An 18,669-nucleotide genomic window follows, 5' to 3' on the forward strand; every position below is an offset into this window, starting at 1 on the left:
GCGGTCCTGGGCGCCCCGTCAACGGAAGACACCCGCACCACGACGCAGCGTCGCGCGCAGGGCCTCGCGGACGTCGCCCGGGTCGTCCTGGACACGAACCAGGCCTCCCCGGGGGCGTTGATCGCGCCGCACCTGAACGTCACGGTGTCCTGGAGCGAGTTCGTCGCTCAGGTCACCCGGACCCGGGACGGCCTGTGCCTGTCTTGCGGACAGACGACACCTGGACGCGGCAACCACCCGGGCACGGGGCCGAGGAATCCGGACACGAGCACCGGCACCGGCACCGGTGAGGGTCCGAGCACGGGTGCCGATGCGGGGGTCGCAGGGCCACCGGCCGGAGGACTGAACGGAAGTCCGGGTGGCTGGAGTACAGCAGGTGCGACCGTGTCCGGGTTGTTGTCACCCGGGAGTCCGGTGTTCACCGAGACCGGTGGTCGTGCCCCGCGCGCCTTGGTGCGCCGGTTGGCGTGTGCCAGTGCAGTGACCCGGATCGTGTTCGGACCCGACGGCGCAGTCCTCGACGTCGGACGCGCCCAACGGACCGTGTCGGGGCAGATGCGACGCGCCGTCATCGCCCGCGACCAGCACTGCGTCTACCCCGGATGCGACCAACCACCCTCACGGTGCGAGGTCCACCACGCCATCACCCACTGGGCCGACGGAGGAGACACCTCGGTGACGAACAGTGCGTTGTTGTGCTGATACCACCACCAGCTCGTCGATGCCAAGGGCATCACCATGCACTGGACCGGCAAGCCCGCCACCAACGCCACTGCCGGCGCCCTCCTCGAGACCGGCTGGGCGTTCACTGACGCCCGCGGCCACCGCATCCGACTACCCGAACCTATCGAGGCCCAGCCTCCACCGGGCACCGACCAGACCGCCGAGCCGCCGCCAAGCGCCGAAGCCGACCGACCGGCCGGCCGGACCCGGCGTGACCCGATCCGCCTGATCCGGATGCCGCGTCCGCCCGATCACCTGACCCGGCAGTCCCACCTGACCGCCTAGTTCGCCGGCCTGACCCTGCGACCAGTCAGGCCGCCTCGCGCCCCCTCAATCCCTGACGTGTCGTGTCCGTCCCGCCAACAGCACGGTCATCATCGCCAGCAGTCCGGTGAGTCCGAGCACCGCCGCGTAGGCGGGTAGCCCCACGACGTCGTGCAGGGCCCACAGGAGCGCCCCGGTCGCGGTGGACGCGACGGCGGCGGCGGCGGCGTCGGCGACCTGGAGCGCCGACGAGGCCGAGCCCTGCTCGTGCGGCGCCGCCAGCTCGAGTGTCAGGACCGACAGGGTGGGGTAGACCAGGCCCATCCCACTGCCGGACAACACCCAGAACGCCATCCCGACCCCGGCCGGCACGGCGGGGAGCACGAGCACGGCCGCGCCGATCATCCCGAGAGCGAGCAGGCCTCCGCCCAGCCGCACATAGCCGGCGTGGCTGAGGTGCAGCAGGTTGCGGCCGCGCACCCAGGACGCCCCGGACCAGCCGAGCGCTCCCACCGTCAGGATCAGGCCCGCACCGCCGGGGCTCAGATGCCGCTCGTGCACGAGTAGCAGGGGCAGCAGCACCTCGGCGCCGACGAACGCCGCCGACACCAGGGCCCGCACCGACACGACGGCGGGCAACCCTCGTTCGGCCCGCAGCACGGCCAGGGCGAGGCGCAGTGCGTGCAGTGGGGCAGAACCCGATTGACCGGCGGCAGCCGCATCGCGCCGGTCGCTGTTTGTGCTGGTCTCCTTCGAGGTCGTGCCGACTGGGACCACATCCTCCGAGACCGTGCGCTCCGAGGTTGTGCCGTTCGAGGTTGCGACGCCACTTGAGACCGTGCCGTCCGGGACCGTGCCGTCCGGGACCGCGCCGTCTGTAGGATCCGGCCGGTACCCGCGGGCGGCCGTGAGGCCGGGGCGCATCAGGAGCGCCGCCGGCACCGTGAGCGCGGCGGCGCCCAGGAACACCCAGCGCCAGCCCACGTGGTCCACGAGGAGCCCGGCGAGTCCCGGCCCGACGATCGCGGGCACTACCCACGCCGCGGCGAACGCCGAGAACACTGCAGGGTGCCGTTCGGCGGCGAACACGCGAGCGACCAGGACGTACAGCGCGACCCCGTACAACCCGTTGCCGACGCCCTGCACCGCGCGCCCCGCGACGAGGGTGCCGATGTCGGTCGCCGTCCCCGCGACGACGAGCCCGACCACGAAGAGTGCCACGCCGGTCCACATCGCGGGCGACGGGCCGCTGCGGTCGCACCAGCGCCCGGCCGCGAGCATCCCGACCACGCTGGTCGCGAAGGTCACCGCGAACGCCAGCGTGTAGTACCGCAGCCCGTTCAGCTCGACGGCGACCGTCGGCATCGCCGTGGACACCGCGAGCGCCTCGAACGCCCCCAGCGAGCAGAGCGCGACCATCCCGGCGAGGACGAGGCGCTGCGCCGCCCGGCTCAGCGTGCCCGACGGCGTGGCCGAGGGAGTGTCCGGCGGAGTCGCCGAGGGAGAGCCCGACGGCGACGGAGGAACTGTTGCGGTCACACCAGCACCACCTTGCCGGTGGTGCGACGCTCCTCGAGCTCCCGGTGAGCCCGGGCGGCCTCGGCGAACGGCACGCGGTGCGTCGCGATCCGCCACTGGCCGGACGCCGCACGAGCCAGCGCGCGCTCCTGGTAGGGGCGCTGGTCGGGCATCGGGGGAGCGTCGGGCCCGAGGGCGTAGCGCACCTCGATCTCGGAATCGATCTGATCGGCCTCCGCCCAGGACGTGTACCGGTTCGGCTCGCCGGACGCCCAGCCGTAGGCCACGAGCCGCGCGGGAGCGGAGGTGGTGGCCGCTCCGCCGTCGTTGAGCAGTGCTGTGGCGGCGGTGCCGAGGTCGCCGCCGACGCCGTCGAACACGAGCGTTGCGGGCGAGCCGCCGAGCGCGGCCCGTGCGACGTCCGCCCAGCTGGGGACGGAGTAGTCGACGAGGGCGAGCCGTGAACCGGAGGCCGTGCCTGCCAGCAGGTCCTCCAGGACCTTCAGGCGGGGCCCGCTGCTCGCCAGGGCGACGACGCGCGCGCCGACACCGAGCGCCTCCTGCACGAATAGTGTGCCAAGCCCGCCTGCGGCACCGGTCACGACAACGACGTCGGCGGGGGTCACAGCCGCGATGTCGAGGGTGTAGACGGCCATCCGGCCCGTGCCGATCATGGCTATCGCGTCGGCGGGGTCCAGGGGAGTGTCGTCCGGACCGTCGGGGATCACATGCAGCTTGTCGGCTCCGACGACGACGCGCCGGGCGTACCCGCCGCCGTCGGGCACGCGGCCGAGGTGTGCCGCAACGCGCCGTCCGGTCCACGAGGCATCGACCCCCGGGCCGACGTCGGAGACGGTGCCCGCGATCTCCCGGCCCGGGACCGTCGGGAGGCTCGGCAGGGGGAGCGGAGGGCCCTCCTCGCCGCGGCGGATGCTCGCGTCGACGAGGTGTACCCCGTGCGCTACCGCGTCGACGAGCACCTCGCCGGGGCCGGGTGCGGGATCGGGGATCTGCTCGAGCGTGAGTACCTCGGGCGGCCCGAAGGAGTGGTGTCTGATGGCGTACATGCGGTCATCCTCTAACCTGAACCAAAGTTGAGGTCAATCGCGCCCGTGCGAGCGGCCCTACGGCGTCCGCCGACGTCGCCGGAGCGTCGTCGCCGGAGTCCTGGAGAGCCTGAGGAGGCCACCTGTGGAAGCACCCAGTCCCGCCGTCCCGTGGGACCGTGACGAGCTCACGGTCGGTGATCTCGCCGCGCGGAGCGGCGTGTCGGTGTCAGCATTGCACTTCTACGAGCGTAAGGGGCTGATCGCGAGCCGCCGCACGTCGGGAAACCAGCGCCGGTACCTGCGCGAGACGCTGCGGCGCGTGGCGTTCATCAGGGTGTCGCAGCGCGTGGGGATACCGCTCGCGGACATCGGCGCGGCGCTCGGCACGCTCCCCGGCGACCGTACGCCGACCGCGAAGGACTGGCGGCGCATCTCGCAGGCCTGGCACGACGATCTCGACGCGCGGATCGAGCAGCTCTCCCGGCTCCGTGACCATCTCACCGACTGCATAGGCTGCGGCTGCCTCTCGCTGCGTCGCTGCGCGCTGACCAACCCGCACGACGAGCTCGCTGAGGCCGGCCCAGGGCCGCGGACGCTCCTGGTGGAGGGACTGGAGCCGGACGGGGCGTGACGGCGGCGGCCGGCTCCTCGGCCCACTAGGCTCGCGGCCATGGCTTCTGCACTGCCCCGTGTCCTGGTTCTCAACGGTCCCAACCTCGGCCGGCTCGGCGTCCGCGAACCCGAGATCTACGGCCATGCCTCCATGGCAGACCTCAAGATCGCCGCCGCGCAGTGGGGCGAGGAGCTGGGGCTGGAGGTCGAGGTGCGGCAGACCGACGGCGAGTCGGAGATCGTCGGCTGGCTCCACGAGGCGGTCGACGCCGGTGCCCACGTGGTGCTCAACCCCGCCGCGTTCACGCACTACTCGTACGCGCTGCGCGACGCCGCTGCCCAGGTCACCACCGCGGACCTGTTGCTCATCGAGGTGCACCTCTCCAACCCGGCCACGCGGGAGTCGTTCCGGCACTACTCGGTGGTTGCCGGGATCGCGACGGGCACCGTCGCGGGGTTCGGTTTCGACTCCTACCGGCTGGCGCTGTCGGCTATCGCGGCGAAGCTGGAGGCGTAGCCCGGCTCGCGGAGCGCGGACTGGTCAGCGTGGACGGCGTCCACTTGAGAAGCGCCGTCGGAAAGGCGTCACGCTTGGCTGTCGAGAGAGTCCCGGCCCTGCCCTACCCGCTCACCGTGCTCGCGAGCGCGAGGATCGCCCCAGCTACCGCGAACCCCATGGCCAGGCGGATCCGGCGGAACTTTCGAGCGACGACATGGGACAAGCGCCAGAGCTGATGCCTTGTGCGCGCGACATGGTCGATGCGTTGCGCGGTGAGCGCCTCGTTCAATGCCGTGAGGGTAGTAAACCGTGCGGCATGACCCCAGTAGTGCACACCGTCGTTCACGTCAGCCGACGTGTACCGGGGCCAGACGGCAGAGCCAGCGAAGTAGACGGCGAGGGCGCCGGCTGCTAGGCCGCTCCACCACATGGCTTGACTCCAGGGTGCGAGCTCGTCGGGATGCCACTCGCCGGCGACCAGGCCAGACAGCGCGGCGCCGAACCCGAGGCCAAGCACCGCGAGAATCACGGACGCCTTCTGGTCGGCCGAGATGACCTCGTCACGCGCCTCCTGCAACATCACCTGCTCGACTTCCGCCTGCTCTGTAATGGGCGCTTGATCACGCGCGGCAGACGCGCGCCTCCGGGCGCGATGTCGGAGCCGGTGGGATGGATGCATCGAGGCCCCCGATCCAGGTCTCAGACTTGATGCGTTCGAATCTAGGTACTGTTGCGTATCCGCAACGGTACAGGTGAGAGACTAGGAGTGGCCGGACACGATGCTGAAAAGGTGTCGAACAAGGTCTATGCCTTGATCGCGACTCATCAAGCCTTCAACCTTGATTGGGATTTATCCAGTGTGTGTGGTTGATCCATGATTGTCCTGACTGTCGACCAGCGAGGTTCGACGCACTCGGCGGACAACGTTCCAAGTCTGCTTGCACGTCTGGAGAGCTGGACGCGCGGTCGTGCTGGGCTCAAGTTGGCGTTCGAGCGAACTGTTGGCGATGAGGTCCAAGGGGTCCTGGACGGCACGGCCGACGGGGCCGAGCTCGCCGTCGATCTCACGCTCGACCTACTGCGTGATCAGGGCTGGAGTGTCGGGATCGGAGTCGGATCCGTGGAGGTGCCCCTGCCCAAGGTGTCTCGTGATGCGCGGGGACCGGCGTTCTATCGAGCGCGCGACGCTGTGGAGCGCGCCAAATCGCGGACAAAGGGCATTTCGGTCGCCGTAGAGGGGCCGGATGGCGCGGGTGGTTCGAATCGGGCAAGAGAGATCGAATCGCTCCTGCGACTGCTCGGCGCGATTCGCGCACGTCGGACACCGCAAGGCTGGGAAGCGGTCGACGCTCTCGCGTCGCTCGCCGGTCGGCCCGGTCGGCAGAAGATCGCCGCGCAGACGCTCGAGATCAGCGAGCAGGCGGTGAGCCAACGGGTCCGTGCTGCCCTGTGGCAGGAAGAAGAGGGCGTGCGTCCCATCGTCGTGCGGCTGCTCGCCGAGCTTGCGGAGCACAGCGAGACGGTGGGCAGCGTGCCGGACGGTGAGCCGGAAGTCGACGTGCACGACGAGCGAGAGGGCCTGACGCCGTGACCTGGGAAACGCTGGACAACATCGACGGGTGGCGCTGGGTCGCGACGATAGCGATCTGGCTGATCACACTGTTGCTGAGCGTCGTCGTGGGCTCGTGGGTGGTGCCCTGGGTGCTCCGTCGGGCAAGCGAGGGAGACTTGCCCTGGGCGCGCTATCAGCCGCCGGTCGATCCGCAGGCGCTGGAACCGGACGAGGGCGCGGCCGGGAGCGTGCCCAGGAACGAGCCGTCCGGCGAGGGCAGCGAACCGCCGACGGGCACCATGAACCCGGCGGCTGTGGACATCCTGCGCGGCGGAGCGTGGCTGGGGCTCCTGGAACGCTTGGCGATCACCGGCGCCCTGCTCGCCGGCTACCCGTACGGCATAGCGGTGGTGGTGGCGATCAAGGGCCTGGGTCGTTACGCGGAGCTGCGTGACCAGCCGATCGCGTCGGAACGGTTCGTCGTGGGGACGCTCGCCTCGCTCATCTGGTCGGTCGCCATGGGCCTACTGGGCCTAGTCGTGATCAACACTCTGGTGCTCTGACCGGTCGGCCAGATCCGAGCCTTCCGTTAGACTTGACCGCTGCTGCTTGACACCTGCTTGATCACCCAGCTCGATCAATTGGCTCGATCACCCCAGCCGCCGGCCTCCTGTCGGCGCGCCCTGGGTGCAAACCTTCACCGACACAGGAAGACGAACGTGGCTACCTCCAACGACATCAAGAACGGCACTGTGCTCCGCATCGACGGCAACCTCTGGTCCGTCATCGAGTTCCAGCATGTCAAGCCGGGCAAGGGTGGAGCGTTCGTCCGAACGAAGATGAAGAACGTGCTGTCCGGCAAGGTCGTCGACAAGACGTTCAACGCGGGCATCAAGGTCGAGACGGCCAACGTCGACCGTCGCGACTTCCAGTACCTGTACATGGATGGCGAGGACTTCGTCTTCATGGACAACGACACGTACGACCAGGTGAACGTGCCTGCGGCGACGGTCGGCGACGCCAAGGACTACATGCTCGAGGGCATGAGCGTCATGCTCGCCTCGAACGACGGCACGCCGCTGTACATCGAGCTGCCGACGTCGGTGGTCCTCGAGATCACCTACACCGAGCCGGGCCTGCAGGGCGACCGGTCCACCGGTGGCACCAAGCCGGCGACGCTCGAGACGGGCGCCGAGATCCAGGTCCCGCTGTTCCTCGAGCAGGGCGTCAAGGTGAAGGTCGACACGCGTACCGGTGACTACCTCGGTCGCGTCACGGAGTGACGTGCGGCTGACGGGCAACCGGCGCACGGCAGCCCACCAGCAGGTTTCGTAGCAGAGCTCCAGTAGCGAACTTCAGTAGCAGAAAGAGACCATGGGCGCACGCACCAAGGCGCGCAAGCGCGCCGCCGACATCCTCTTCGAGGCGGAGCAGCGGGGCATCGACCCGCTGAAGCTCCTCGCCGACCGCGTGGCGGTGCCGCACACCGAGGCGGCCGTGCCGCAGTACACGGTCGACATCGTCGAGGGTGTGCTCGCGCACCGCGACCGCATCGACGAGGTGCTCGAGACGTACTCGCAGGGCTGGACGCTCCAGCGCATGCCCGCCGTCGACCGCGCACTGCTGCGGATCGGCTCCTGGGAGGTCCTGTTCAACGACGAGGTGCCCGACGCCGTAGCGGTCGACGAGGCGGTCGACCTCGCGGGCGACCTGTCGACGGACGACTCGCCGGCCTTCGTCAACGGCCTCCTCGGCCGGGTCAAGGACCTGAAGCCGACTCTGCTGGCGTGAGAGTCCGCGTGAGCCTGCAGTACGCGTGAGCAGCACCGGTCCCGGCGCTGAACGGTTCGACGAGCGACGTCTGCTCGTCGCCCTGTTCGGTGCCGGGACCGCTGCGTTCGCGCAGCTCTACGCGCCGCAGTCCGTCCTGCCCGACGCCGCCCGCGAGCTCGCGACGTCGGCCTCCGCGACCGCGCTGCTCGTCTCCGCCGCCACGCTCGGCCTGGCCGTCGGCGTGCTGCCCTGGGCCTGGGTGGCCGACCGCGTCGGCCGGGTGCGGGCGATGACGTTCGCGATGCTCGGCGCGACGGCGGTCGGGCTCGCGATCCCGTTCGCGCCGACGTTCGGCCTGATGGTCGCGGGGCGGGCGGTGGAAGGGCTGCTCGTCGCCGGGGTGCCCGCCGTCGCGATGGCGTACCTGACCGAGACGCTCATCGACGCGGGTGCGGCGTCCGCGGTGCCACGCGCCGCGGGGACCTACGTGGCGGGCACCTCGATGGGCGGGCTCCTGGGCCGGCTCGTGGCGGGCGGCGTCGCCGAGCTCTTCGGCTGGCGCGCCGGGGTGGGCGCCGTTGCGGTCGCCTGCCTGGTCGCGACGGGCGTGTTCATCTGGCTGGCACCGCGGGACCAGGCGTCACCGAAGGACCAGGCGCCACCGAACAACCACGCGCCATCAGAGGAGCACGTGCCGGACGGCGGCCGCGCCGGCCGGCTCAAGGTGCTGCTCAGCCCGCGCCTCCTCGTGCTCGACGCGCAGGGCCTGCTGCTCATGGGCGGGTTCGTGGCCGTCTACAACTACCTCGGCTTCCGGCTGGCCGACGAGCCGTTCGGGCTGTCGTCCGGCGTGGTGAGCCTCGTGTTCCTCGCGTACCTGGCCGGCACGTGGTCCTCGGCGCGGACGGGCCGCCTGGTGATGCGGCACGGGCGGCGCCGGGTGCTGATCGTCTCGACGGGCGTGATGGCGGTCGGCGTGGCGGCCACGCTGCCGGGCTGGCTGCCGCTCGTCCTGGCGGGCCTGGTCGTGCTGACTGCCGGGTTCTTCGGGGCGCACGCGGTGGCCAGCGGCTGGACCCCGGTCGCCGCGCCGCAGGCCAGGACCCAGGCGGCCGCGATCTACAACCTGGCGTACTACGCGGGGTCCAGCCTGTTCGGCTGGCTCGGCGGGGTCGGGTTCGCGCTGGCCGGCTGGCCGGGGACGGTGGGGATGGTGCTTGCGCTGGTGGCCGTCGCCGCGAGTCTGGCCGCCGCGGTGCTACGGGACTGACGGTGCCGACCTCGGTGCGGGCACCCAGAAGCCTGCCGCCCACCATGCCCTCCGGATGTGAGCAACACCGCTTCGGCGGGCGGCGACCCCGGCTCTCGGCGCATGGGCGGCGGGTTAGGGTGGTGGCTGTCAGACTCCCTTTAATCCCGTCCCGTGAGGCGGAGAAGGAGGTCGCCAGATGAATCCTGGCAGCCGCATGCCCGAATCCAGCGCCACCCCCGGCAGCACCCAGAACAGCGCCCAGAGCGCCGAGTCCAGCAGCACCCAGAGCACGGACCCCGGCACCGCCGCACGGACGGTGCTCGGCGAGGCCGACATCGCTCGGGCCCTGACTCGCATCGCCCACGAGATCGTGGAGCGGAACAAGGGCGCCGCCGACCTCCTCCTGCTCGGCATCCCGACGCGTGGAGTGCAGCTCGCCCACCGGCTGGCCGAGCGCCTGACGCAGATCGAGCCCTCGTTCAGCGGCGAGTACGGCACCCTCGACGTGACCATGTACCGCGACGACCTGCGCCGTCAGCCCACGCGCGCCGTCGGGCAGACGGTCCTGCCGGGCAGCCTGGACGGCACCATCGACGACAAGGTGGTGGTCCTGGTCGACGACGTCCTCTTCTCCGGCCGCACCATCCGCGCCGCGCTCGACGCCCTGAACGACCTGGGCCGCCCCCGCGTGGTGCAGCTCGCCGCGCTGGTCGACCGTGGTCACCGCGAGCTCCCGATCCGCGCGGACTACGTGGGCAAGAACCTGCCCACGTCGCGCAGCGAGCGGGTGCGGGTCAGGCTGTCCGACGTCGACGGCGGCACCGACTCCGTCGTCATCAGCGGGGTGACGTCGTGAAGCACCTCCTGACCACCCAGGGCATGTCCAAGGACGACGCGATCCTGCTGCTGGACACCTCGGCGCAGATGGCGGCCACGCAGTCCCGCGAGAACAAGAAGCTGCCGACGCTGCGCGGACGCACCGTCGTGAACCTGTTCTACGAGGACTCCACGCGCACCCGGATCTCGTTCGAGACGGCGGCCAAGCGCCTGTCCGCGGACGTCATCAACTTCTCCGCCAAGGGCTCCAGCGTGTCCAAGGGCGAGTCCCTGAAGGACACCGCCCTGACCCTGCACGCCATGGGCGCCGACGCCGTGGTGGTGCGCCACTCGGCCTCGGGCGCCGCGCACCAGCTCGCCCATGCGGGCTGGCTCGACGCCGGTGTGCTCAACGCGGGCGACGGTATGCACCAGCATCCGACTCAGGCGCTGCTGGACGCGTTCACGATCCGCCGGCACCTGGTGGGCAACGTCGGCGAGGACGGTCGGGGCACGGATACCTCGGCGGGCGCGGACCTCTCCGGGCTGCGCATCGCGATCGTCGGGGACGTGCTGCACTCGCGCGTCGCCCGCTCGAACGTGTACCTGCTGCGCACCCTGGGCGCCGAGGTGACGCTGGTCGCGCCGCCGACGCTGGTCCCGGTGGGCGTGGAGACGTGGCCCTGCCGCGTGTCGTATCACCTGGACGAGACGCTCGAGCAGTGGCAGCCCGATGCGGTCATGATGCTGCGGGTGCAGCGCGAGCGGATGTCGGGCGGCTCGGGTTCGTTCTTCCCGAGCCCCATGGAGTACAGCCGCAAGTTCGGGTTCGACGCCCGCCGCCTCGCGGTGCTGCCCGACCATTCGATAGTGATGCACCCCGGTCCGATGAACCGCGGCCTGGAGATCTCCGCGGCCGCCGCTGACCACCCCCGCTCCGTGATCGTGGAGCAGGTGGCCAACGGCGTCGCCGTCCGTATGGCCGCCCTGTACCTGCTGCTGTCCGGCGACACCAGCACCGACGAGAGGAACACTCTGTGAGCGCCCCTTCAACCACGACCTACGTGCTGCGTGGGGTGCTTCCCTACGGCACGGACGCGGTCGACGTCGTCCTGGCGGACGGAGTGATCGCCGCGATCGGGGCTCCCGGCACGGTTGAGGTGCCCGAGGGCGCCCACGAGGTCCGTGCGGAGGGGCATGTGCTCCTGCCCGGGCTCGTCGACCTGCACACCCACCTGCGCGAGCCCGGCCGGGAGGACGCCGAGACGGTGTTCTCCGGCACCCGGGCCGCCGCGGCGGGCGGGTTCACCGCGGTGCACGCCATGGCGAACACGACACCGACGCAGGACACCGCGGGCGTCGTCGAGCAGGTTTACCGGCTGGGCCAGGAGGCCGGCTGGGTCGACGTGCACCCCGTCGGTGCGGTGACCGTGGGCCTGGGTGGCGAGAAGCTCGCCGAGCTGGGCGCCATGGCCGACTCCGCGGCCCGCGTCCGCGTCTTCTCGGACGACGGCAAGTGCGTGCACGACCCGGTCCTGATGCGCCGCGCGCTGGAGTACGTCAAGGCGTTCGACGGCGTCGTGGCCCAGCACGCGCAGGAGCCGCGCCTGACCGAGGGCGCGCAGATGAACGAGGGCGTCGTCTCCGCGCAGATCGGTCTGACGGGCTGGCCCGCCGTCGCCGAGGAGTCGATCATCGCGCGCGACGTGCTGCTCGCCGAGCACGTGGGCTCCCGCCTGCACGTGTGCCACCTGTCGACTGCCGGGTCGGTGGAGATCATCCGCTGGGCCAAGGGCCGGGGCATCAACGTCACCGCCGAGGTCACGCCGCACCACCTCGTGCTGACCGACGAGCTCGCCCGCGACTACGACCCGGTGTTCAAGGTCAACCCGCCGCTGCGTACCGCGAAGGACGTCGAGGCGGTCCGCGAGGGCCTGGCCGACGGCACCATCGACATCGTCGCCACCGACCACGCCCCGCACCCGGTCGAGGACAAGGACTGCGAGTGGGCCTCGGCCGCGTTCGGCATGACCGGTCTGGAGACCGCGCTGTCCGTGGTGCAGCAGACCATGGTCGACACGGGCCGCATGACCTGGGCCGACGTCGCCCGCGTGCTCTCGGAGAACCCGGCCCGGATCGGCCGGATCGACGGTGAGCACGGACGGGGCCAGGGCCGCCCGGTCGCCGTCGGCGAGCCCGCCAACCTGACCCTCGTCGACCCGTCCGCGACCCGGGCGATCGACGGCCGCACACAGGTCACCGCCAGCGACAACACGCCGTTCACGGGCATGGAGCTGCCGGGCCGCGTGGTCGCGACGTTCCTGCGCGGCCGCGCGACGGTGCTCGACGGCACGGTCGTCGAGAGCAAGCCCTTCGAAGGAGCCACCCGATGAAGACCCTGGCCGTCGCCCTGCTGGTCCTCCTGGCGATCTTCCTGGTGCTGTACGTGACGCTCATCGGCCGACGCCGGCTCGCGCAGCGCACCACCACGCTCGTGCCGCGGCCGCCAGCGGTCCCCGGCGCGGACCAGACGGGCGCGGACCAGCCGGGCCCCGTTCGGTTCGGCCCGCTGGAGGCGGTCTACGTCTCCACCACGCTGCACGGCGACTGGCTTGCCCGCGTCGGCGCACACGGACTCGGCGACCGGTCCAACGCGCTCGTGTCCGTGCACGACGGCGGTGTCCTGGTCGAGCGCGAGGGCGCCGACGACCTCTGGGCGCCCGTGCACACCATCCGCAGTGCGAGCCTCGCCCCGGGCATGGCCGGCAAGTACGTCGGCGCCGACGGGCTCGTCGTCCTGACCTGGGCGGTCCCGGAGGCCGACGACGTCGCCGCCGCCCTGGTCGACACCGGCCTGCGCACCCGGCGCGCCGAGGACCGCGGTGCGCTCGTCGACGCCGTCCGGCACCTGCTGGCCGCCCAGCAGCCGCAGCAGCCCCAGTACCAGCAGCAGCCCCAGCAGGACCCTCAGCAATACCCGCACCCGCAAGACCCGCACCAGCAGGAGGCCCGGTGACCATCCCGATGACACCCGCAGCACAGACCGCCGCGGAGTCCGCAGCGCTCGTCCTCGAGGACGGCACGACCTACCGCGGCCGCGCGTACGGCGCCACCGGCACCACGTTCGGCGAGATCGTCTTCTCCACCGGCATGACCGGCTACCAGGAGACGCTGACGGACCCGTCCTACCACCGGCAGATAGTCGTCATGACGGCGCCGCACATCGGCAACACCGGTGTGAACGACGAGGACCCCGAGTCCGGCCAGATCTGGGTCTCCGGCTACGTGGTCCGCGACCCCGCACGCCGCGTGTCGAGCTGGCGCGCGCAGCACTCGCTCGGTGAGGAGCTCGCCGAGCAGGGCATCGTCGGCATCTCCGCCGTCGACACCCGCGCCCTGACCCGCCGGCTGCGCGAGGAGGGAGTGATGCGCGCAGGCATCTTCTCGGGCGAGGACCTGGTCCGCGACGGCTACCCGCGTTCCGTCGAGGAGCTCGTGGCCCAGGTGCAGGCCTCCCCGCAGATGGCGGGCGCCGATCTGGCCCGTGAGGTCTCCACCAAGGAGACCTACACCGTGGAGCCCCAGGGCGAGTGGCTGGAGAACAACCCGGGCGCGGCCCCCGTCGCCACTGTGGTCGCCGTCGACCTCGGCATCAAGACCATGACGCCGGTCCGCCTCGCCGAGCGCGGCGTCCGCGTCGTCGTCGTGCCGCAGGCCTCCACCGTCGCCGACATCGAGGGCGTGTTCACCGCGCTGCCCGACGACGCCCCGCGCGGCGTCTTCTTCTCCAACGGCCCAGGGGACCCTGCCGCGTCCAGCCACGAGGTAGAGCTGCTGCGCGAGGTCCTGGACCGCAGGATCCCGTTCTTCGGCATCTGCTTCGGCAACCAGCTCCTGGGCCGCGCGCTCGGGTACGGCACCTACAAGCTGGACTACGGGCACCGCGGCATCAACCAGCCGGTGCTCGACCGCACCACCGCCAAGGTGGAGGTCACCGCGCACAACCACGGCTTCGCGGTCGACGCCCCGCTCGACGAGCAGGGTTCGACGGCGCCGCACGACGGCGGCCGCTACGGCCGCGTCGTCGTCTCCCACGTGGGGCTCAACGACCAGGTCGTCGAAGGCCTGACCTGCCTGGACCTGCCCGCCTTCTCGGTGCAGTACCACCCGGAGGCGGCCGCGGGCCCGCACGACGCCGCGTACCTGTTCGACCGGTTCGTCGGCCTGCTGACGAACCCGGCGGCCTGGCCGCCCGCACTCAAGACCGCACCGATCGACACCGCCATCAACACCGAGGAGAACCACTGATGCCTCGCCGTTCCGACATCTCCTCGGTCCTCGTCATCGGGTCCGGCCCGATCGTCATCGGCCAGGCCTGCGAGTTCGACTACTCGGGCACCCAGGCCTGCCGCGTCCTGCGCGAGGAGGGCCTGCGGGTCATCCTCGTGAACTCGAATCCGGCGACGATCATGACGGACCCCGAGTTCGCGGACGCCACGTACGTAGAGCCCATCACCACCGAGGTCCTCACCACGATCATCGCCAAGGAGCGCCCCGACGCGCTGCTGCCCACCCTCGGCGGCCAGACGGCGCTCAACGCCGCCATCGCGCTGGACGAGGCAGGGGTGCTCGAGAAGTACGGCGTCGAGCTGATCGGCGCCAACATCCCCGCCATCCAGAAGGGCGAGGACCGCCAGCAGTTCAAGGACGTCGTCGCCAAGTGCGGCGGCGAGTCCGCACGCTCCGAGATCGTGCACTCCATCGACGAGGCCCTGAAGGCAGCGGAGATCCTCGGCTACCCGATGGTCGTGCGCCCGTCCTTCACCATGGGCGGCCTCGGCTCCGGCCTGGCCTACGACGAGACTGACCTGCACCGCATCGTCGGGCAGGGCCTGCACTACTCGCCCACCACGGAGGTGCTCCTGGAGGAGTCCATCCTGGGGTGGAAGGAGTACGAGCTCGAGCTCATGCGCGACCGCAACGACAACGTGGTGGTCGTCTGCTCCATCGAGAACGTCGACCCCGTGGGCGTGCACACCGGCGACTCCGTCACCGTGGCCCCCGCGATGACGCTGACGGACCGCGAGTACCAGAAGCTGCGGGACATCGGCATCGCCGTGATCCGCGAGGTCGGCGTCGACACCGGCGGCTGCAACATCCAGTTCGCTATCGACCCGGAGAACGGGCGGATCATCGTCATCGAGATGAACCCGCGCGTCTCCCGCTCGTCCGCGCTCGCCTCCAAGGCGACCGGCTTCCCGATCGCGAAGATCGCCGCCAAGCTCGCCGTCGGCTACACGCTCGACGAGATCCCGAACGACATCACCAAGGTGACCCCCGCGAGCTTCGAGCCCACGCTCGACTACGTGGTGGTCAAGGTCCCGCGGTTCGCGTTCGAGAAGTTCCCCGCCGCCGACGACACGCTGACCACCACCATGAAGTCCGTGGGCGAGGCCATGGCGCTCGGCCGCAACTTCACCGAGGCGCTGGGCAAGGCCCTGCGCTCCATCGACAAGGGCGGCGTCCAGTTCCACTGGGACGGCGACGCCCCGTCGGGCGAGGAGCTGGCGACGCTGCTCAAGGAGATCGAGCGGCCCACCGAGGGCCGCATGGTCGCCGTCCAGCAGGCGCTGCGGGCGATCGCCACCGGTGGGACGACGCTCGAGCAGGTCTTCGACGCCACCAAGATCGACCCCTGGTTCCTCGACCAGATCCAGCTCGTCAACGAGGTCGCCGCCGAGGTCGCGGCGTCGCCCACCGTCACGGAGGACGTGCTGCGGCACGCCAAGCGGCACGGGCTGTCCGACGCCCAGATCGCGCGCCTGCGCGGCATGGGTTCCTCGGGCGAGGTGACGGTCCGCGAGATCCGGCACGCGCTCGGCGTCCGCCCGGTCTACAAGACCGTGGACACCTGCGCCGCCGAGTTCGCGGCCAAGACCCCGTACCACTACTCGAGCTACGACTCCGAGACAGAGGTGGCGCCCCGCGAGCGCGAGGCAGTGATCATCCTTGGCTCCGGGCCCAACCGCATCGGGCAGGGCATCGAGTTCGACTACTCGTGCGTGCACGCCACCCTGGCGCTCAAGGACAAGTACGAGACCGTCATGGTCAACTGCAACCCGGAGACCGTCTCGACGGACTACGACACGGCCGACCGGCTGTACTTCGAGCCGCTGACCTTCGAGGATGTCCTCGAGGTCTACCAGGCCGAGCTCGCGGCCGGACCGGTCAAGGGCATCATCGTGCAGCTGGGCGGGCAGACGCCGCTGAGCCTCGCGCGGCGCCTGGCCGAGGCCGGCCTGCCCATCCTGGGCACCAGCCCCGAGGCGATCGACGCCGCGGAGGACCGGGGCCTCTTCGGCCAGGTCCTGCTCGACGCCGGTCTGCCCGCCCCGGCCTTCGGCACCGCGCGGTCGCTCCCGCAGGCCCGCGAGATCGCCGACCGCATCGGCTACCCGGTCCTGGTCCGCCCGTCGTACGTGCTGGGCGGTCGCGGCATGGAGATCGTCTACAGCGAGGACCAGCTCACCGGGTACGTCGAGCGTGCGCTGGAGGCGGCCGCCGTCTCCCACGCCGACTCCGGCGCGCACGGCACGCTCGCCGCGCCGCTGCTGATCGACCGCTTCCTCGACGACGCGATGGAGATCGACGTCGACGCGCTGTTCGACGGCGAGGAGATGTTCCTCGGCGGCGTCATGGAGCACATCGAGGAGGCGGGCATCCACTCGGGCGACTCTGCCTGCGTGCTGCCTCCGGTGTCGCTGAGCGAGACCGAGATCGCGCGCATCCGGCGCTCCACCGAGGCCATCGCCCGGGGCGTCGGGGTGCGTGGCCTGCTGAACGTCCAGTACGCGCTCGTGAGCGACGTCCTGTACGTCCTGGAGGCCAACCCCCGCGCGTCGCGCACCGTGCCGTTCGTCTCCAAGGCGACGGGCACGCCGCTCGCCAAGGCGGCGGCTCGCGTCATGGTCGGCGACTCGATCGCCGACCTGCGGGCCGAGGGCCTGCTGCCGGAGCACGACGGCGCGACGCTCGATCTGGGCGCGCCGCTCGCGGTCAAGGAGGCGGTGCTGCCGTTCAAGCGGTTCCGCACCCGTGAGGGCCTGGTCGTCGACTCGGTGCTCGGCCCGGAGATGCGCTCGACGGGCGAGGTCATGGGCTTCGACAAGGACTTCCCGCACGCGTTCGCGAAGTCGCAGGCCGCGGCGTTCGGTGGGCTGCCGACGTCGGGCACGGTGTTCGTCTCGGTGGCCGACAGCGACAAGCGGCACGTGGTCTTCCCCGTGAAGCGCCTGGTGGAGCTCGGCTTCAAGGTCCTGGCGACCGAGGGCACCGCCACCGTGCTGCGCCGCAACGGCATCGAGGCGACGGTGGTGCGCAAGCACACCGAGGGCCGCGGGCCGGACGGCGAGCTCACGGTCGTTGGGCTCATCACCGAGGGGCAGATCGACCTCGTGGTGAACTCGCCCTCGGGCCAGGGTGCCCGCGCGGACGGCTACGAGATCCGCGCGGCCACGACGGCGGCGGACAAGCCGATAGCGACCACGGTGGACCAGCTCGCCGCCGCGGTGCAGGGCATCGAGGCGGTGCTCGCCGGCCCGTTCGAGGTGGCGAGCCTCCAGGAGCACCAGGCCGCTACGGTGGCGCGTCTGGCGGCGGCCAAGCTGGCGGGGGCGAGCGCGTGAGCGACGTCGTGCCGTTCGGCGCCCGGCTCGCCGCAGCGATGGACGAGCACGGTCCGCTGTGCGTCGGCATCGACCCGCACGCGTCACTCCTTCAGGCCTGGGGCCTGCGGTGCGACGTCGACGGGCTGCGCGAGTTCTCGCTGCGGGTGGTGGACGCGCTCGGCGGCAGGGTCGCGGCGTTCAAGCCGCAGGCGGCCTTCTTCGAACGGCACGGCTCGCGTGGCCTGGCGGTGCTGGAGGAGGTCATCGCGGCGGCTCGCGCTGGGGGCTCAGGGGGCTCCGGCACGCTGACGATCGTGGACGCCAAGCGGGGCGACATCGGCTCGACGATGGGCGCCTACGCCGAGGCGTTCCTCGCGGACGGCTCGCCGCTCGCGGGGGATGCCCTCACGGTGTCGCCGTACCTCGGGTTCGGTTCGCTCACGCCGGCCGTCGAGCTGGCGGCGGCCACCGGCCGCGGGCTGTTCGTGCTGTGCCTCACCTCCAACAAGGAGGGCTTCGAGGTGCAGCACGCCCGCACCGAGATCTCAGGGCAGGCAGGCCCGGACGGCGCCCCGGGCGGGACGGTGGCCGCCCTCATGGCCGCGCGTGCCGCGGTGCTCAACGCGGGTGCGGAGCCCATGGGTTCCGTCGGCCTCGTGGTGGGCGCGACGATCGGTGACGCCGTCGCCGCCACGGGCACCGACCTCGTCGCCGTCAACGGACCCCTCCTGGCCCCCGGTGTGGGTGCCCAGGGGGCGGGGGAGCGGGAGCTCGCCACGACGTTCGGGGACGCCCGGCGGAACGTGCTGGCGTCGTCGTCCAGGGGTGTGCTCGCCGCCGGACCGGACCCGGACGCACTGGTGAGAGCGGCACGAACGGCCGCGCAGGAGGCGAAGACCGCACTGCGGAGCTGAAACTGGTCCGCAGGACAAAGCGCCCTCGAT

At 71.2% G+C, this 18,669-nt stretch carries 19 protein-coding genes; 16 read left to right on the forward strand and 3 right to left on the reverse strand.

Going from position 1 to position 18,669, the window contains the following annotated elements; all coding sequences use genetic code 11:
* Both AB0F70_RS20865 and AB0F70_RS20870 read left to right on the forward strand, forming a co-directional pair.
* Nucleotides 1-702: DUF222 domain-containing protein (locus AB0F70_RS20865; protein WP_357452654.1), on the forward strand; the 702-nt coding region annotated here is incomplete at its 5' end.
* A 36-nt stretch (nt 703-738) separates the two neighbouring features.
* The gene (locus tag AB0F70_RS20870; protein ID WP_357452657.1) at nt 739-1,008 is read left to right on the forward strand and encodes a hypothetical protein; all 270 of its coding nucleotides are present in this window, start codon (nt 739-741) and stop codon (nt 1,006-1,008) included.
* A 45-nt stretch (nt 1,009-1,053) separates the two neighbouring features.
* Here the strand turns inward: AB0F70_RS20870 and AB0F70_RS20875 are convergent, their stop codons facing one another.
* Nucleotides 1,054-2,526 carry an MFS transporter gene (locus AB0F70_RS20875; RefSeq protein ID WP_357452660.1) on the reverse strand — a complete coding sequence of 491 codons (1,473 nt, stop codon included), beginning with the start codon at nt 2,524-2,526 and terminating at the stop codon, nt 1,054-1,056.
* Nucleotides 2,523-3,572 carry a zinc-binding dehydrogenase gene (locus AB0F70_RS20880; protein WP_357452664.1) on the reverse strand — a complete coding sequence of 350 codons (1,050 nt, stop codon included), beginning with the start codon at nt 3,570-3,572 and terminating at the stop codon, nt 2,523-2,525. Before AB0F70_RS20880 ends, AB0F70_RS20875 begins: the two co-directional genes overlap by 4 nt.
* Before the next feature lie 124 nt (nt 3,573-3,696).
* Between AB0F70_RS20880 and soxR the strand changes: the two genes are divergently transcribed.
* The gene (gene soxR / locus AB0F70_RS20885) at nt 3,697-4,185 is read left to right on the forward strand and encodes a redox-sensitive transcriptional activator SoxR (protein ID WP_357452667.1); all 489 of its coding nucleotides are present in this window, start codon (nt 3,697-3,699) and stop codon (nt 4,183-4,185) included.
* A gap of 39 nt (nt 4,186-4,224) precedes the next feature.
* Nucleotides 4,225-4,683, forward strand: coding sequence for a type II 3-dehydroquinate dehydratase (locus AB0F70_RS20890; protein ID WP_357452670.1), 459 nt, complete (start codon nt 4,225-4,227; stop codon nt 4,681-4,683).
* Nucleotides 4,684-4,786: 103 nt separating this feature from the next.
* Here the strand turns inward: AB0F70_RS20890 and AB0F70_RS20895 are convergent, their stop codons facing one another.
* The gene (locus tag AB0F70_RS20895; RefSeq protein ID WP_357452673.1) at nt 4,787-5,245 is read right to left on the reverse strand and encodes a Pycsar system effector family protein; all 459 of its coding nucleotides are present in this window, start codon (nt 5,243-5,245) and stop codon (nt 4,787-4,789) included.
* A 294-nt stretch (nt 5,246-5,539) separates the two neighbouring features.
* On the opposite strand from AB0F70_RS20895, the gene AB0F70_RS20900 reads away from it, so the two are divergent.
* The 12 genes from AB0F70_RS20900 (at nt 5,540) to pyrF (ending at nt 18,639) form a co-directional block, all read left to right on the forward strand.
* The gene (locus AB0F70_RS20900) at nt 5,540-6,256 is read left to right on the forward strand and encodes a hypothetical protein (protein ID WP_357452676.1); all 717 of its coding nucleotides are present in this window, start codon (nt 5,540-5,542) and stop codon (nt 6,254-6,256) included.
* On the forward strand, nt 6,253-6,780 hold the full coding sequence (locus AB0F70_RS20905) for a hypothetical protein (protein ID WP_357452679.1): 528 nt from the start codon (nt 6,253-6,255) through the stop codon (nt 6,778-6,780). The genes AB0F70_RS20900 and AB0F70_RS20905 overlap by 4 nt, the downstream gene beginning before the upstream one ends.
* Before the next feature lie 156 nt (nt 6,781-6,936).
* Entirely contained in the window at nt 6,937-7,500 is a 564-nt protein-coding gene (gene efp / locus AB0F70_RS20910; protein WP_357452682.1) for an elongation factor P, read from the forward strand.
* Nucleotides 7,501-7,591: 91 nt separating this feature from the next.
* Entirely contained in the window at nt 7,592-8,008 is a 417-nt protein-coding gene (nusB, locus tag AB0F70_RS20915) for a transcription antitermination factor NusB (RefSeq protein WP_357452685.1), read from the forward strand.
* A 25-nt stretch (nt 8,009-8,033) separates the two neighbouring features.
* On the forward strand, nt 8,034-9,260 hold the full coding sequence (locus tag AB0F70_RS20920) for an MFS transporter (RefSeq protein WP_357452688.1): 1,227 nt from the start codon (nt 8,034-8,036) through the stop codon (nt 9,258-9,260).
* Between the two features lie 178 nt (nt 9,261-9,438).
* Nucleotides 9,439-10,098, forward strand: coding sequence for a bifunctional pyr operon transcriptional regulator/uracil phosphoribosyltransferase PyrR (gene pyrR, locus AB0F70_RS20925; protein WP_357452691.1), 660 nt, complete (start codon nt 9,439-9,441; stop codon nt 10,096-10,098).
* Nucleotides 10,095-11,099, forward strand: coding sequence for an aspartate carbamoyltransferase catalytic subunit (locus tag AB0F70_RS20930; protein ID WP_357452694.1), 1,005 nt, complete (start codon nt 10,095-10,097; stop codon nt 11,097-11,099). The genes pyrR and AB0F70_RS20930 overlap by 4 nt, the downstream gene beginning before the upstream one ends.
* Nucleotides 11,096-12,451, forward strand: coding sequence for a dihydroorotase (locus AB0F70_RS20935; protein WP_357452697.1), 1,356 nt, complete (start codon nt 11,096-11,098; stop codon nt 12,449-12,451). The genes AB0F70_RS20930 and AB0F70_RS20935 overlap by 4 nt, the downstream gene beginning before the upstream one ends.
* Complete coding sequence (locus tag AB0F70_RS20940) at nt 12,448-13,074, forward strand: hypothetical protein (protein WP_357452701.1); 627 nt, start codon at nt 12,448-12,450, stop codon at nt 13,072-13,074. The genes AB0F70_RS20935 and AB0F70_RS20940 overlap by 4 nt, the downstream gene beginning before the upstream one ends.
* Before the next feature lie 8 nt (nt 13,075-13,082).
* On the forward strand, nt 13,083-14,366 hold the full coding sequence (gene carA, locus AB0F70_RS20945; RefSeq protein ID WP_357452944.1) for a glutamine-hydrolyzing carbamoyl-phosphate synthase small subunit: 1,284 nt from the start codon (nt 13,083-13,085) through the stop codon (nt 14,364-14,366).
* Nucleotides 14,366-17,743: a carbamoyl-phosphate synthase large subunit gene (gene carB / locus AB0F70_RS20950; protein WP_357452704.1), complete on the forward strand. Its 3,378-nt coding sequence runs from the start codon at nt 14,366-14,368 to the stop codon at nt 17,741-17,743. Before carA ends, carB begins: the two co-directional genes overlap by 1 nt.
* Nucleotides 17,740-18,639, forward strand: a complete 900-nt coding sequence (gene pyrF, locus AB0F70_RS20955; protein ID WP_357452707.1) for an orotidine-5'-phosphate decarboxylase — start codon at nt 17,740-17,742, stop codon at nt 18,637-18,639. The genes carB and pyrF overlap by 4 nt, the downstream gene beginning before the upstream one ends.
* Nucleotides 18,640-18,669: the final 30 nt, after the last annotated feature.

It is taken from the genome of Promicromonospora sp. NPDC023805, from assembly GCF_040639635.1.
Taxonomy (GTDB): Bacteria; Actinomycetota; Actinomycetes; order Actinomycetales; family Cellulomonadaceae; genus Promicromonospora.